Below are 15,406 nucleotides of genomic sequence, written 5' to 3'. Positions count from 1 at the left end.
AGAACTTTTTAAGAACATGTGAGAACGAAACGAGTCAGCCGACCCGCAGAAGCTGAATCGCCTTGTCTTGCTCCATCAACCACAGCAGGACGCGCGCGGCCTTTCCGCGTTTGCCCTCCAGCGTGGGATCGTCGTGCAACAGCTTGCGCGCATCGCTCTGGGCCAGCGCCATCAGGGCCGCCTGCCGTTCGAGATCCGCGATCCGGAACCGTGGCAGGCCCGACTGTGCCACGCCGATCACGTCGCCTGCACTACGCATCGCCAGATCCTCTTCGGCGATGCGAAAGCCGTCTTCGGTATCGCGCAGGATCTCCAGCCGCCTGCGGCCACTCTCGCTGAGCGGGGACTGATACATCAGCAGGCAGGTACTGACCGCCGCCCCCCGCCCGACGCGCCCGCGCAACTGGTGCAGCTGAGCCAGACCGAAGATCTCGGCCCGCTCCACCACCATGATCGAGGCTTCGGGCACGTTCACACCGACCTCGATCACCGTCGTCGCCACCAGAACCTTGGTACGCCCAGCGACGAAATCCGCCATCGCCGCGTCCTTGTCGGCGGTCGGCATCTGGCCGTGAACCAGCCCCACCTGCGCATCGCCCAAGGCAGCGCGCAGGTGCTGGAACCGTTCGGTCGCTGAGGTCAGGTCGCTAGTCTCGCTCTCATCGACCAGCGGGCAGACCCAGTAGGCCTGCCGCCCATCGGCCACCGCCGTCCGGAGGTGCGTGACGACCTCCTCGATCCGCGCGGTCGACACCAACGCGGTCTTGACCGGCGTCCGCCCGGGCGGCTTTTCGTCCAGCACCGACACGTCCATGTCGCCATATTGCGCGAGCGCGAGGGAGCGCGGGATGGGCGTGGCCGTCATCACAAGGATATCCGCGCGCGCCCCCTTCCGCCCAAGCTCCAGCCGCTGACGCACCCCGAAGCGATGCTGTTCGTCTATCACGGCAAGGCGAAGGTCCCGGAACGCGACATCCTTCTGAAATACGGCGTGGGTCCCCACGAGGATATGCGTCCGCCCCTCCGCCAGATCGGCTAGTTTGCGATCGCGGTCCACCCCTTTGTCGCGTCCGGTCAGACAATCGAGACGCACGCCGGCGCTATCCGCCAAGGGGGCGAGCCCCTCCAGATGCTGACGCGCCAGGATCTCCGTCGGGGCCATCAGGACGCCCTGCCCACCAGCCTCGACCACGGTCAGTAGCGCCATGAACGCGACCAAGGTTTTTCCTGATCCTACATCACCTTGCAGGAGCCGGTTCATGCGCTCTGGCAACAGAAGGTCGGCGTCGATCTCTGACATCGCCCGCGCCTGGGCTGCGGTTGGCCTATAAGGCAGCGACCTCAGCACCTTAGTACGCATGTTCCCATTACCAGATGAACTTTGTCCCCGCGCCTGCCCGCGGGCTTGCCGCGCCAGAGCAAGAGTCAGTTGATGCGCCAAAAGCTCATCATAAGCCAACCGCTGCCGTGCAGGCGCCGTCGGAGCCAAATCCTCCTGTCCAACGGGCGCATGGGCTGCCTGCAAGGCCGGCGCCCATCCGGGCCAGCCCTCGCGCGACATCAGGGATGGGTCGATCCACTCCTCTAGGTCCGGCACATCGGTCAGGCCAGACTGGACGGCCCGCGTCATCATCCGCAGCGTGACCCCGGAGGTCAGTGGATAGACAGGTTCGAAGGCGGGGATACGGTCGCCGACCTCCGGCGCAATAATGTGGTCGGGATGCGCGATCTGGGGGCTTCCATCGAACATCTCGACCTTGCCCGAGATCAGGCGACGCGATCCGACGGGAAGGTTCGACGTCAGCCACGCGTCGCGCGCATGGAAGAATACCAAGTGAAATCTTGCGCTTGCATCTCGAACCTCAACTCGCCACGGACGTCCTTTGGAGCGAGGAGCGACATGGTGGATTACCTCCACCTCAACGGTGACGATCTCGCCCGCCCCAGCCCCCTGGATCGAGGCCCGTCGCCGGCGATCGATCCCGCTATAGGGCAAGGTGAACAGCAGATCGCGCGGCGTTTCGATTCCCATCGGCGCAAGCGCCTGCGCCGTCTTCGGCCCGATCCCGTCCAGACGGGTCAGGCTGGAGAATAATGGAAAAAGGACCTCAGGGCGGCTCATAGGGCCCCGATCAGCGCCAACCAGCCATCTTCGTCGATCGTTCTGACACCAAGCTCGGCGGCTTTCTTTGCCTTGGAGCCGGCGCCGGGGCCCGCGATCAGAAGGTCGGTCTTGGCCGAAACGCTGCCGGAAACCTTTGCCCCCAGGGCCTCCGCCCGGGCCTTGGCCTCGGCGCGCGTCATCTTCTCAAGCGTGCCGGTAAAGACGACGGTTTGCCCGGCCACCGGACTGTCCTGCACCACGCGCCGTGCAAAGGGCTGAATATCGAGTTGCGCAACGAGGCCGTCGATCGACGCACGTTCGGCCTGCTGCGCGAAAGTCGTGACGATCGCGCCAGCCATCACGCTGCCGACACCGTCGATCGACACGAGATCGTCCCACGCCTCTTTGGCCGCCCCCTCTGCATCGGGGCTCGCCATGTGCATAGCATCCTCAAAAGCCTGCCACGTGCCATAATGCCCAGCCAAAAGCGCGGCACCGCTTTCCCCGACATGCCGGATGCCAAGGGCGAAAATAACCCGGTCCAGGGGTATATTTCTCTTCCCTTCAATAGCTTGGAAGAGGTTCTTGGCACTCTTTTCGCCCCACCCGTGCTGATCTTCCAGGGGCGTGCGACTACGCTGCTCATAGGCCTTGCGGGCCGTCTGAGCGTCGAAGGTTTCAAGTCCCAGCGCATCAGCCAGCCGGGCATGCGCGTCGCTATGCTCCTCGCGTTCCAACCGGTCGAGAAGGGGGGCGATCTCCTGCAGCGCCTTTTCGCCCGCCGCATCCCGGGCCGCGAGCGTAAAGATGTCCTGCGGGGTGCGAAGCCAGCCCAACGTGTAGAACTGCGCCACCTGTTTTGCGCCAAGCCCTTCGATATCAAAGGCAGACCTAGACACGAAATGACGCATTTTTTCAACGGCTTGTGCGGGACAGATAAGGCCTCCTGAGCAACGCCGCACCGCATCACCCTCTTCCCTGACCGCGTCCGACCCGCATTCGGGGCAGACCTGCGGGAACTTGTAGGGCTGCGCCTTGGGCGGACGGCGGGACAGGTCGACATCGGCGATCTTCGGGATCACGTCGCCAGCGCGATAGACCTGAACCCAGTCCCCTTCGCGGATGTCCTTGCCGCCGCGGATCTCACCGCCCTTGGCATCCCGCCCGGCGATATAGTCTTCGTTGTGCAATGTCGCATTCGACACGACGACCCCACCGACGGTCAACGGGGACAGGCGCGCCACGGGGCTGAGCGCGCCGGTCCTACCCACCTGGATTTCGATCCGCTCCAGCCATGTCCAGGCCAGTTCGGCGGGAAACTTGTGCGCAATCGCCCAACGGGGCGTGGTCGAACGGAAGCCCAGCCTGTGCTGCAACGCAAGCTCGTCGACCTTGTAGACGACGCCATCGATGTCATAGTCGAGCGTCGCGCGCTGGGTCTCGATCCGGTGGTAGGCGTCGAGCATTTGGGCGGCATCTTCGCAGAGCTCGGTCAAGGGGTTGGTCTGAAACCCTATCTTACGTAGCCGCGCCACGGCACCGGACTGCGTTTCAGACAAGGGCTCGGAGGTCTCCCCCCAGGCGTAGGCGAAGAACTTGAGCGGCCTGCTTCGCGTGATCTCGGGGTCGAGCTGGCGGAGCGATCCGGCCGCGGCATTGCGCGGGTTGGCGAAACTTCGCCCCGCCCGCGCAGCCTGCCGGGCGTTCAGCGCCTCGAAATCGGCATGCGACATGTAGACTTCACCGCGCACTTCCAGCCGGTCGGGCGCGTCATCCAACTGTTCCGGAATTTCTTCGATCGTCGCGGCATTCGCCGTGACGTTTTCGCCGACGGCCCCGTCTCCCCGTGTCGCGGCCCGGACAAGCTGGCGGTTTTCATAGAGAAGCGACAGTGACAATCCGTCGATCTTGGGTTCGGCCGTGAACGGCAATTTCGAGTCTTCGGAAATACCCAGATACTTGCGGACCCCACGAACGAACTCTTCCAGATCCTCGGGGTCGAAGGCATTAGCAAGCGACAGCATGCGAACCGCATGGGTGACCTTTGCAAACCCCTCGGCCGGCGCCGCACCGACCTGGTCCGATGGCGATCCGGGTTGTTTCAGGTCCGGGAAGCGCGCCTCGATAGCCGCGTTGCGGCGCTTCAGGGCATCGTAAGTGGCGTCATCTATCTCGGGCGTATCATCCCGATGATAGGCGAGGTTGGCGCGCGCAAGCTCTTCACCAAGGCGCACAAGCTCAGCCTGCGCCGCCTCTGCCGTCAGCGCCTCGACCGGCGTCTCTTCTGCCATCTTCTACTCCGCCTTCACCTTTACGAAGTGATAGGCGGACGAGGGTCGGGAATCCAGATCCACCCGACCGCGTCCTGCGACCTGACCCAGCGTGATTCCGGATCAGGTGGCAGGATGCTCTTTCACTGGCCACCGCGTCGGAGCGGTCAGCCCGTCGCGGCAATCTTCGGGGCTGCCGCCGGCACCGCCTCGGGATCGCGCAGCACGTAGCCGCGGCCCCAGACCGTTTCGATGTAGCTGTCGCCGCCGGTCGCCTGGGTCAGCTTCTTGCGCAGCTTGCAGATGAACACGTCGATGATCTTGAGCTCGGGCTCGTCCATGCCGCCGTAGAGGTGGTTGAGGAACATCTCCTTGGTGAGCGTCGTCCCCTTGCGCAGGGAAAGCAGCTCGAACATCTGGTATTCCTTGCCGGTCAGGTGCACCGGCTGACCTTCGACCTCGACCGTTTTGGCATCGAGGTTGACGGTCACCTTGCCGGTATGGATCATCGACTGGGCATGGCCCTTGGACCGGCGAATGATCGCGTGGATCCTGGCGACCAACTCTTCGCGGTGGAAGGGCTTGGTCATGTAGTCGTCGGCGCCGAACCCGAACCCCTTGATCTTGTTCTCGGTGTCGTCAATGCCCGACAGGATAAGGATCGGCGTATCGATACGCGCCAGACGCAGCTGGCGCAGAACATCGTGGCCGTTCATGTCGGGCAGGTTCAGATCGAGAAGGATCAGGTCGTAGTCGTAGATCTTTGCAAGATCGATGCCTTCTTCACCCAGGTCGGTGCAGTAGACGTTCAGGTTCGCATGGCTCAGCATCATTTCGATGCTGCGCGACGTGGTAGGATCATCTTCTACAAGCAGTACCCGCATCTCCGCACTCCACAATGTCGTTAACGAGACCAGTTACGTTCGAAATGGTTAATCACCCGTTACCAGCACTTCAGAGAGCCTACACTTCTCCCTAAAGTTGTCTATAGCGTTGAAGGCGGGTTGCCTTCAACGCGACTTCGCCATGTCGGTCGACCGCGCGGCTCCAGGACTGCAGTTCCTCCTCGGAAATGCCGTACATCGCCAGCGCCTCGCTTTCCGAGATCAGGCCGTGGCGCACCGCCCGCACGACCGCCGCCTTGCGGCTGGCGACCCAGCGCCCGACGCCCTGCGCCGGAAGGTCGGCGCGCGTCATCCGTGTCCCGTCGGGAAGCTTGATTGCCCGCGGCCCCTCGATCTTTTTAAGGTACATCCGTCTTCACCCTGTGTCGTCCCCCGAGGGTCACCATAGGGACGCGCACTTAAGGTCCGGTGAAACCGGCAAGGGTTGAGACCAGGAATGAAACGCATATATTCGGCGCCGACCCTTTCCGGAGTGATCCCATGCCCCGCGACAGCCTGCCCGAGCTGAATTCACTCGGCTTTGCCAAACCGCCCGCCGAAACGCGGGTCGTTGTGGCGATGTCGGGCGGCGTGGATTCGTCGGTCGTCGCGGCCCAGTTGCATGACGAGGGCTATGACGTCGTGGGCGTGACGCTGCAGCTATACGACCACGGTGCGGCGCTGGCCAAAAAGGGTGCCTGCTGTGCCGGGCGCGACATCCACGATGCCCGCCGCGTGGCCGAAGAGCGCGGGTTTCCGCACTACGTCCTGGATTACGAAAACGTATTCCGCGACCAGGTGATCGACGAGTTCGCCGAAAGCTACCTGGGTGGCGCGACGCCGGTGCCGTGCATTCGCTGCAACGAGCGGGTGAAGTTCCGCGACCTGCTTGAGACCGCCAAGGATCTCGACGCCGACTGCATGGCCACCGGGCATTATATCCGGCGGGAGGTCGGCGCCGCGGGGCCCGAGCTGCACAGCGCCGCCGATGCCAACCGCGACCAGAGCTATTTCCTGTTCTCGACGACGCCCGAGCAGCTGGAATACCTGCGGTTTCCGCTGGGCGGGCTGGCATCGAAGGCAGAGACACGGGCGCTGGCCGCGCGCTACGGTCTGGGCGTGGCGGATAAGCCCGACAGTCAGGACATCTGCTTCGTGCCCAACGGCGATTACGCCAGCGTGATCGAGAAACTGCGCCCCGGCGCCGCCGATCCGGGCGAGATCGTGCATGCCGACGGGCGCGTCCTGGGTACGCATCGCGGTGTCATCCACTACACCATCGGTCAACGGCGGGGGCTTGGTATCGGCGGATTGAGCGAGCCGCTTTACGTCGTGAAGCTGGACGTCGAAGGGCGGTGCGTGATCGTCGGCCCGAAGGAGATGCTGGCCACCCGCACCGTCCCGGTGCGCGAGATCAACTGGCTGGGCGACACCCCTCTCGCCGCCGGGCAGGAAATCGCGATGGCGGTCAAGGTCCGTTCGACCCGGCCGCCGTCCGAGGCGGTTCTTCGGCCCAAAGGCGACGGAACCGCCGAGGTCGAGCTGCTGTCGCCCGAGGAAGGCGTGTCGCCGGGGCAGGCCTGCGTGTTCTACGACCCGGGAACCTCGCGCGTTCTGGGCGGCGGCTGGATCTGGCGCGGCTACTGACGGGGCTATCCCCGGCAGCAACTGCGCCAGTGGCCGGAAATGGGTACTTCGGCACGAATGTTTCGTGCCGCCAGACCTTCAGAGCGTTCGGGGGATCAGATGCCGCGCCCTGCGGTGAGGCCATCCAGAATGGCACGCGCTGCCCGCAGACCCGGAGCCTCTCCGCCGCGCCCGAGCGCCTGCATCGTTCGCGACAGCGCCGGGGTCTGCAGGTCCGGCGCCCGCAGAAGATCCCCCAGAGCCTCGGCAATCGGTTCCGGCTGGCAGGCTGGCCCGAGGAATTCCGGCACGACGCGGCTGTCGGTGACCAGGTTGACCAGCGTCACCGTGTCGATGCGGACCATGCGGCGCATGATTGCCCAGGTCAGGCGGTTCATGTCGTAGGCGATCACCATCGGCGTTCCCGCCGCCGCAAGCTCCAGCGATACGGTGCCCGAGGCGGCCAGCGCCGCATCCGCCGCGGCAAAGGCCCGCGCCTTGTTCACGGCAGCCGATGCAGGGTCGTCGCGCGGGTCGAGCAAGATTGCCCGCCCCGGCCACGATGCGATCGCGTCGGCCACCTGCTCGGCCACCGCCGCCGCGGCGGGCACCACGACCCGCAGGTCGGGGTGACGGTCGCGCAGCGGACCCAGCGCCTGGCCGAAGACCGGGGCTAGGCGCTGCACCTCGGACCGGCGCGAGCCCGGCAGCGCAAGCAGCAGCGGCGCGCTGCCGATCCCGAACTCCTCGCGGAACCTGCGGGCGTCGCGTTCAGGCACGACAGGCTCGGCCACCACGGGGTGGCCCACGAAATCGCAGCGCAGGCCCGCGGCTTCGAGATACGGCGGCTCGAACGGCAAAAGCGCCAGGACCTGATCAACGTGCCGCGCCATCTTAGTCGCCCGTCCCGGACGCCATGCCCAGACCGAGGGCGCGACGTAGTGAACCGTGTGGACATGCCGGACCTTGCGCACCTCCTTCGCGACGCGGAGGCAGAAATCGGGGCTGTCGATGGTGACCAGAACGTCGGGGCCCGTGTCGAGCACCGCCTGCGCCGTCTGGTGCATCCGGCGCTTTAGCTGGGGATAGCGGGGCAGCACCTCGGCCAGACCCATCACGCTAAGCTCGTCCATCGGAAAGAGGCTCGAGAGGCCTTGAGCCGCCATCTCGGGGCCGCCGACCCCCAGGAAGGTCACGCCGGGCACCAGTTCTGTGAGCCCGCGCATCAAGGCGGCGCCCAGCCTGTCGCCCGAGGGCTCTCCGGCGACGAGAAAGACCTTCATGGCGCGCAAACCCAGAGGAAAAGGCCAAGCCTGTCGGCCGTTTCGCGTGTCTTTTCCATGTCGAGGATCATCACGCCGCCCCTTGCAATGGCGATGCCGCCCAACCCCGCGCGGGCCGCGGCAGCAACGGTGCCGGGACCGATGGCGGGCAGATCGATGCGACGGTCCTGATCGGGTTTCGGCGCCTTCCACAAAAGCCCCCGGCCACGGGCGGGGTCGGGGCGCGCGGGCCCGTCCCAGCGGGCGAGACCTTCGAGCATGACGTCGGTTCCGGGCAGAGCCTCGATTGCGAGGACCTGCCCCTGCGCGACGACGCATCCCTGCCCCGCGTCGAGCGGCCCGAGCGCCCGGACCAGCGCGGCAGCCCGTCCCGCGTCGCTGCGCGCCACGGCGTCGGGTTGCGCCTCGGTCAGCACGCCCTCGGGCGGCAGAAGGTCCGGCACGACCTCGTGCGCCGCGCGGACCCGCAGCCCTGCCTCTTCGAAAAAGCCCAGGACCGTGCGCAGAAGCGCATCGTCGCCCTGCCCCAGCGCCGGCGCAAGACGCGCGGCCAGCGGCGCGGTCGCCGCGTCGATCCGGGCGGGATCGATCGAAGGACGATGGATGGCACCGGCAAAGACCACCGTATCGAAGCCGTCCTGGACGAGCCCGGCGATCACGCTGCCAAGGTGCTCGATCCAGAAAAGCTGCGCGCCGGGGCGGGTTTCGATCGCCCCCGCATCGCGCAGCACCAGAAGGCGGGCGTCAAGGCCCAGCCGCTCGAGGAGGATCTCGGGCAGGCGACCGGCCCCGGCGATCAGGGCGACGCTCATCTCGGGGTCAGGTAGCCGCGGTCGCTGGGCGCCAGGACGAAATCCACGATCTCGCGCACGGGATCGCTGACGGTTTCCTCGCCCAGTCTTCGGGCGCGGTCCTGAAACGCGCCCTCGCCCTGCTTCAGCATCTGGAACGCGGCCCGAAGCGCGGTGATGTCGCGCCGGTCGACGCCCTTCCGCTTCAGCCCGACCAGGTTCAGGCCGTCCAGCTCTCCCCTTGGGGCCTGCACAAGCGCGTGCGGGATCACGTCGCTGGTCACCATGGTGACGGCCCCGATGATCGCGCCGCGACCGATGCGGACGAATTGGTGCACTCCGCAGAGACCGCCGATGATGACGTCGTCGCCGATCACGCAATGCCCGGCCAAGGCCGAGTTGTTGACCATCACCACCCGGTTGCCGACCTGGCAGTCATGGGCCACATGGGCGCCGGCCATGACCAGGCAGTCGTCGCCGATCCGGGTCACCCCGCCGCCGCCGGCGGTCCCGGTGTTGGCGGTGACATGCTCGCGGATGCGGTTGCGCTTGCCGATGATCAGCCGCGTTTCCTCGCCCGCGAACTTCAGGTCCTGCGGGATTTCACCAAGGCAAGCATAGGGAAAGACCACGCTGTCCTCGCCGATCTCGGTCAGACCGGTGACGCTGGCGTGATTGCGGATGTCGACCCCGGCCCCGAGGACTACGCCCGCTCCGATCAGGGCAAACGGCCCCACCCGCACATTAGGACCGATGGTGGCGCCATCCTCGACCACGGCAGAGGGGTGGATCTGGGCGGTGACGTCAATCGCCATGGTCAGGCCGGAAGGTCCATCATCGCGGTGAACACCGCCTCGCAGGCGAGATCCCCGTCGACCGTGGCGCGGCCCGCGAATTTCCAGACCTTGCCGCCGCCACGCTTGGTCTCGATCGCCATTTCCAGCACGTCGCCCGGCACCACCTTGCGGCGGAACTTGGCGGACTCGATGGCCATGAAGTAGACGAGGAATTCCTTGTCAGCCAGGTCCTGCGCCACGCCGACCATGACCGCAGCGCTTTGCGCCATCGCCTCGATGATGGTGACGCCGGGCATGATCGGGGTCTGCGGGAAATGACCCTGGAAATGCGGCTCGTTCACGCTGACGTTCTTTACGCCGACGGCGCGGTTGGTGCCGTCGATATCGCGCACCTTGTCGACCAGGAGAAAGGGATAGCGATGCGGGATGATCCGCTTGATCAGGTCGATATCCGCGGATTTCAGTTCGCTCATGCCCGTCTCCCGTCTGCCTTTTGTGGCTGAGTAGCAAGCGCGGCGCGGCGGGGCAAGGCAGGCAGCAGTGGCGTGCCTCGGGGGCGGAAGACCGCGCATCGGCCGGGGGCGTTCAGCCGACGCCCGACAAGGCGATCCTAGGGCTAATCAAGCGGCGTCGCGGCGTCCGGCGACGTGGCACCCGGGTCCGGCGCGGTGGCCCCATCCGTCGGACCGATCTGCAGCGGTCCGGGCGCCTCGGACGCGGCATCGGCGGGGGGCGCCCCCTCGGACGATGACGCTGCATCATTCTCCGCCGGGGCCGCGCCCGCCGCTGGCGCCTCTCCTGCGCCCCCGGGCTGAACGCCCCCCTGGCCTGCGCCCCCTTCGGCGCCGCTCGCGGACATGTCGATCTCCGCCCCGTCGCCGACCCGTTCGTTGATGCGCTCGATGCTTTCCGTGGTCACGTCGATCACGTCGGCCGACAGGAAAATCGCCCGACGGTCGAGGATCGCCACAGCACCGCGGTCGCGCACGACCTCGCTCAGGATCGGGATGACCACGGAGAAAAAGGCCTGCCGCCCCTCGTCATGGATGCGGGTGATCGCGCGGGTCTTGGCGTCCTGCTCTTCGCGCAGGCGCTGCACCTTGGCGTCGAAGGCAGACGCCAGCCTTGCGAACTCGGCCGGGTCAAGCGTGGCGCGGCGGCGTGTCAGATCGCGCTCTTCGGTGACAAGCGTCTCTTCAATGCGGCTGTTTTCCTCGGCCAACGCCTCGGACCGCGTCTCTATCTCGCGCGAGATGCGCTGCCCCCAGGCGCTTTCGTCGAAGAGCCGCTCCTGATCGATCGTCAGGATAGGCGAGCCGACGTAGTCCGACGGCGCGCCGCGCTCGACCGCGGTGCCGGCATCCGGCGTGATCCGCGGGATCAGCGCCTCGCCCTCCTGCGCCCGGACAGGACAGGAGGCCAGCAGCAGCACGGCCAGCGCGGTCCGTGACATCAGGCCCGCGCGCGCCATCAGAACTGCGTCGCGATGGTCAGGTTGAACACCTGTTCCTCGTCGTACTCTTCCTTCTTGATCGGCTTGGCGAGGTTCAGCTGAAGCGGACCGATTGCCGTGTCCCAGAACAGCGACACGCCGATCGAGGAGCGCAGCGCAAAGCCATCATCGACCTCGCCCTCGGCCCCGTCGGTGTTGTCGAGCCCCCAGACCGATCCGGCATCGAGGAAGACCCCCCCCGAGAACCCGTATTCCTCGGGCGTGCCCAGCGGAAACTCGGCCTCGAAACGCGCGGCAGTGTAGAAGTTGCCGCCGAGCGCATCCTGGTTCTCGGTCCCCAGGTCGCGCGGCCCGGTGCCGCGCCCCTCGAAGCCGCGCAGATCATTGCCGGACAGGAAGAACCGGTCGGTCACGCGGCTGTCGCCGTCGATCATGTGCAGCGCCCCGCCTTCGAGCGTGGCGCGCAGCGTGACCTCTTCGTTCATCACCAGACGCTGGGCGATCGCGGTCGCTGTGGTCTTGACGTACTTGTTGTCCCCCCCGAGCCCCGCAAAATCCTGATTGAAGCGCAGCAGCACGCCTGCATTGGGGTTCAGCCCCGTGCGGCGGGTGTCGTAGCTCAGCGAATAGCCGACGGACGAGCTGATCAGCGTGCCCTCTTCGGCCTGAAGGATGGGCGAGCTGTCCTCGGAGACGTTGTAAAGCCGGTCGCGCGACAGACGGTAGTTCAGGCCCAGCCGGGTATTCTCACCGATCGGGAACTCCAGCGACGGGGAAAAGCCCAGAACCTCGGTGTTGTAGTCGTCGTCGTCCTCTTCGGCGACGCGGTAGAACACGTTGATCCCGGCCTCCAGGTCGCGTCCCAGGAAATAGGGCTCGACAAAGGAGATCACGCTGTTGGACGAATCCGTGCCGGTCGCCACCTGGAACCGCAGCGACTGGCCGCGGCCGAGGAAGTTGCGTTCCGCAAAAGAGATCGCCACCCCCGGCCCGTCATCGACCGAGTAGGATCCGCCGAAGGACAGGTTGCCGGTGGGCTGCTCTTCGACGTCGACGTCGACGATCACCTGCTCGGGCGACGATCCTTCGCGGGTCTCGACATCGGCATTCTTGAAATACCCCAGCGCGCGGATGCGCTCGGCCGAGGCGCGGATCTGGCGCGGGTTGAACGGATCGCCCTCGACCGTGTCGAATTCACGCCGGATCACCCGGTCGAGCGTGGTCTGATTGCCCTCGATGTCGATGCGTTCGACGAAGACACGCGGGCCGCGCTCAAGCTCGTAGTTGATGTCCAGCGTCTGGGCGCGGTCGTTGCGGGTAACCTGGGGCGTAGCACGCACGAAGGTCATGCCGCGACGGATCGCCAGCCGTTCCATCCGCGCCACGTCGTTTTCGACGGAGGACGGCGAATAGGTCTGGCCCCGGCGGGTCCGGGTGACGTTAAGGTAATCCTGCGCGTCGATGCCGGGCAGCGACGACGTGGCCGACACCTCGCCGAATTCATAGCTCTGCCCCTCGCGCACGTTGAAGGTGACGAAAAAGGCATTCCGTTCGCGCGAGAACTCGCTGTTGACGCTCAGGATCTCGAAATCGACGTAGCCACGCGAGCGGTAGAAGTCGGTCAGAAGCTGCTTGTCGAACTCCAGGCGGTCGCCGATGAAGGTGTCGCGCTGGATCAGCTGGCGCAGCGGACCGGCCTGCTTGGTATCCAGCACCCGGCGCAGTCGGCCGTCCGAAAAGCTGCTGTTGCCGACGAACGACACGCGTTCGATCTCGACCACGCCGCCTTCGGACACCTCGAAGACCAGATCGACCAGGTCATTGCCGCGGTCGATGATCCGCGGGGTGATGCGCGCGCCCAGCCGGCCGCTTTCCTCGTAGGCCTGTGTCAGCGTCGCGGCGTCCTGCTCGGCCTGCGCGGGATCGTAGATGCGGCGCGACTGCGACTGGATCAGCGGCAGAAGCTGTTCGTCGTCGAGACGGTCGTTGCCTTCGATGCTGATGCGGTTGACAACGGGCCATTCCTCGACGCTGATCACCAGCGTACCGCCCTGGGGCTCGATCGAGACGGTCTCGAACAGGCCCGAGTTCACCAGCCGCTGGTAGGCGTCGTTCAGACCCCCGCCCGAGATCGAGGCGCCCTGCGGAATCTCGGCATAATTCAGGATCGTCCCGGAATCGACCCGGTTGTTCCCTTCGATCACGACGTTCGAGAACTGGAAGCTCTGGGCGAAGACCGGCACGGTCGACAGCACAGATCCGGCCGCAACAGCGCCAGCCACGGCAAAGGCCGTTACCCGGGCCGATACAGCATACTTCACCCCGCGCCGGGCATCCCGCGACACTTTCACCATGCGTCCCAATCCACGTCTGTCATCCCTCGCAGATGTGAGTATCGGGAATGCCCATCCTTGTCAAAACACAGAAGACGGCCGAAGCGGGGTCCGGCCGTCTTTTTTCTTCGGATTCAGAGATATGGCGCCAAGCCCCGACAGGGCCCCTGTCGCGGGCCGCGCCGGGTGCAGTCAGGGCGTAGCCAGGAACGCCCCGGCCATCAGGGAAAACAGGATCATGGCGAAACAAATCATGCGATCGCCCCAGAGGTCGAGGATCAGGGCCAGACTGTCGGTCCCCTGCCAAATCCTGATCATGCGACGGCTCCCTTCCGCGTGCATTATGATGACGTCGGACCTAGGTGGCGAATATGGCGCCAATCCGACGCAAACCGCACGATTTCGCGCCGCGTGCCCCCCCCGGCCCGGGCCACTGCCCTCAAGCCCCCGCCGAAGGGGATAGGTCGGCCATTCAGTACGCATGGGGCCGACCGGTGAGGTCAGGTCAGGGGCAGCGCAGATCGTTCGTCAGGGCGAAGACCATCAGCAGACCCAGAAGCCCCAGGCCGATGGTCATCAGGATCCGCAGCGCCCCGTCGCTGGGGGGCCGGCCCGTCACCGCCTCCCACGCGTGGAAGACCAGGTGCCCGCCGTCCAGCACCGGGATCGGGAACAGGTTCATCAGTCCGACCGCCGTCGACAGCACCGCAATGAACCAGATGAAGCTGGTCCAGCCCTGACTGGCAGCCGCGCCCGAGGTTTCGGCAATGCCTATGGGGCCGCGCAGGTTGCAGGTGCTGATCGCGCCCGCAGCCATGTGATAAAGCCCCGACAGGCTGGACTTCACTATGAAATACGTCTGCTCCGCCCCATAGCCCAGGGCGGCGAGCGGCCCGGGCGTTTCCGCGGCGGGTTCGAAGAACAGCCCGCCGGTGATGCCGATCAGCCAGCGCGTCTCGAACCCGTCCTGCGTGGGCAGGTCCATGCGCCGGGGCGTCAGCGTCACCTCGTGCTGCGTGCCGCCTCCGCCCGCCGGATCGGGACGCCAGATCGTCAGCGCCAGCGGCGCCCCGTCGGACTGCGCCACCTTCTGGCGCAGATCTTCGAAGCTGGCCAAGGGCGTGCCGTCGATCGACAGGATCACGTCGCCCGCCTCGATATCGGCGGCCATCGCGGCGGATTGCGGCGTCACCCCCGCGACGAGCGGCGGATAGGGATAGGGCGCGCGCAACGTCAGCTCTTCGTCGCCGCGGCGGACGCGGTAGTCGAGCTCGGGCGCGACGGGCAGGCTTTCGATATAGCCGTCCATCCGCGCCAGCTCCGGCGTCGGGGATCCGGCGATGGCGAGGATCTCGTCACCCGGGCGCAGCTCCTGCAATCCTGCGGGCAGTGGCATCAGGCGGTCGACCGTCAGCGGATCGCTCGCCACGCCCCGAAAGCCCAGAATCGCGGCGAAGACCAGCAGCGACAGGATGAAGTTGAAGACTGGCCCTGCCGCGACGGTCGCCGCCCGCGCCCAGAGCGGTGCCCCGTGCATCGAGCGCCGCCGTTCCTCCATGTCGAGCGAGTCGAGCGCCGCGCCGTCCTTGCCGCTGGCGGCGTCGGCATCGCCCAGGAACTTGACGTAGCCGCCCAGGGGCAGCGCCGCGATCTGCCAGCGCGTGCCGCGCTTGTCATGCCGGGAATACAGCACCGGGCCGAAGCCCAGCGAAAACACCTCGGCATGAATGCCGGACCAGCGGCCGACGATGTAATGGCCGTATTCATGCACCGCCACGATGATGCTGAGGGCCACGACGAAGGCACCGAGGGCATAGGCCACGTTGCCGAAGGACGGAAGAAAACTGATCAGATCCATTGCACTC

General features: G+C 66.1%; 13 protein-coding genes. 1 reads left to right on the top strand and 12 read right to left on the bottom strand.

Annotated elements, in window-relative coordinates; genetic code table 11:
- Positions 1-34: 34 nt before the first annotated feature.
- From recG to sciP, 4 genes are all read right to left on the bottom strand, one after another.
- A complete protein-coding gene (recG, locus tag EKE94_RS02365; RefSeq protein WP_127904989.1) occupies positions 35-2,122 on the bottom strand; it encodes an ATP-dependent DNA helicase RecG in 2,088 nt (695 codons plus the stop codon).
- A complete protein-coding gene (gene ligA / locus EKE94_RS02360; protein ID WP_127904988.1) occupies positions 2,119-4,395 on the bottom strand; it encodes an NAD-dependent DNA ligase LigA in 2,277 nt (758 codons plus the stop codon). The genes recG and ligA overlap by 4 nt, the downstream gene beginning before the upstream one ends.
- Before the next feature lie 146 nt (positions 4,396-4,541).
- Positions 4,542-5,258, bottom strand: coding sequence for a response regulator transcription factor CtrA (ctrA, locus tag EKE94_RS02355; RefSeq protein WP_127904987.1), 717 nt, complete (start codon positions 5,256-5,258; stop codon positions 4,542-4,544).
- 91 nt (positions 5,259-5,349) lie between these two features.
- Positions 5,350-5,628, bottom strand: a complete 279-nt coding sequence (gene sciP / locus EKE94_RS02350) for a CtrA inhibitor SciP (RefSeq protein WP_127904986.1) — start codon at positions 5,626-5,628, stop codon at positions 5,350-5,352.
- A 131-nt stretch (positions 5,629-5,759) separates the two neighbouring features.
- Here sciP and mnmA point away from each other — a divergent pair, with 131 nt between their 5' ends.
- Positions 5,760-6,905, top strand: a complete 1,146-nt coding sequence (gene mnmA, locus EKE94_RS02345; protein ID WP_127904985.1) for a tRNA 2-thiouridine(34) synthase MnmA — start codon at positions 5,760-5,762, stop codon at positions 6,903-6,905.
- Positions 6,906-7,000: 95 nt separating this feature from the next.
- Here the strand turns inward: mnmA and lpxB are convergent, their stop codons facing one another.
- The 8 genes from lpxB to rseP all read right to left on the bottom strand — a co-directional run bounded on the left by lpxB (position 7,001) and on the right by rseP (position 15,399).
- On the bottom strand, positions 7,001-8,167 hold the full coding sequence (lpxB, locus tag EKE94_RS02340) for a lipid-A-disaccharide synthase (protein ID WP_127904984.1): 1,167 nt from the start codon (positions 8,165-8,167) through the stop codon (positions 7,001-7,003).
- A complete protein-coding gene (locus tag EKE94_RS02335) occupies positions 8,164-8,979 on the bottom strand; it encodes an LpxI family protein (protein WP_127904983.1) in 816 nt (271 codons plus the stop codon). The genes lpxB and EKE94_RS02335 overlap by 4 nt, the downstream gene beginning before the upstream one ends.
- Positions 8,976-9,773, bottom strand: coding sequence for an acyl-ACP--UDP-N-acetylglucosamine O-acyltransferase (gene lpxA, locus EKE94_RS02330; RefSeq protein WP_127904982.1), 798 nt, complete (start codon positions 9,771-9,773; stop codon positions 8,976-8,978). Before lpxA ends, EKE94_RS02335 begins: the two co-directional genes overlap by 4 nt.
- 2 nt (positions 9,774-9,775) lie before the next feature.
- Positions 9,776-10,228 (bottom strand): 3-hydroxyacyl-ACP dehydratase FabZ, encoded by a 453-nt coding sequence (fabZ, locus tag EKE94_RS02325; RefSeq protein WP_127904981.1) that lies wholly within the window; start codon positions 10,226-10,228, stop codon positions 9,776-9,778.
- A 143-nt stretch (positions 10,229-10,371) separates the two neighbouring features.
- Complete coding sequence (locus tag EKE94_RS02320) at positions 10,372-11,226, bottom strand: OmpH family outer membrane protein (protein WP_127904980.1); 855 nt, start codon at positions 11,224-11,226, stop codon at positions 10,372-10,374.
- Positions 11,226-13,562: an outer membrane protein assembly factor BamA gene (gene bamA / locus EKE94_RS02315; RefSeq protein WP_127904979.1), complete on the bottom strand. Its 2,337-nt coding sequence runs from the start codon at positions 13,560-13,562 to the stop codon at positions 11,226-11,228. The genes EKE94_RS02320 and bamA overlap by 1 nt, the downstream gene beginning before the upstream one ends.
- A 171-nt stretch (positions 13,563-13,733) precedes the next feature.
- The gene (locus tag EKE94_RS19025; RefSeq protein WP_268878267.1) at positions 13,734-13,859 is read right to left on the bottom strand and encodes a hypothetical protein; all 126 of its coding nucleotides are present in this window, start codon (positions 13,857-13,859) and stop codon (positions 13,734-13,736) included.
- Positions 13,860-14,046: 187 nt separating this feature from the next.
- Positions 14,047-15,399, bottom strand: a complete 1,353-nt coding sequence (rseP, locus tag EKE94_RS02310) for an RIP metalloprotease RseP (RefSeq protein ID WP_127904978.1) — start codon at positions 15,397-15,399, stop codon at positions 14,047-14,049.
- Between the last annotated feature and the right edge of the window lie 7 nt (positions 15,400-15,406).

It is taken from the genome of Mesobaculum littorinae, from assembly GCF_004011175.1.
GTDB classification, from domain to species: domain Bacteria; phylum Pseudomonadota; class Alphaproteobacteria; order Rhodobacterales; family Rhodobacteraceae; genus Tranquillimonas; species Tranquillimonas littorinae.
This window is presented reverse-complemented; position numbering and strand designations above follow the sequence as displayed.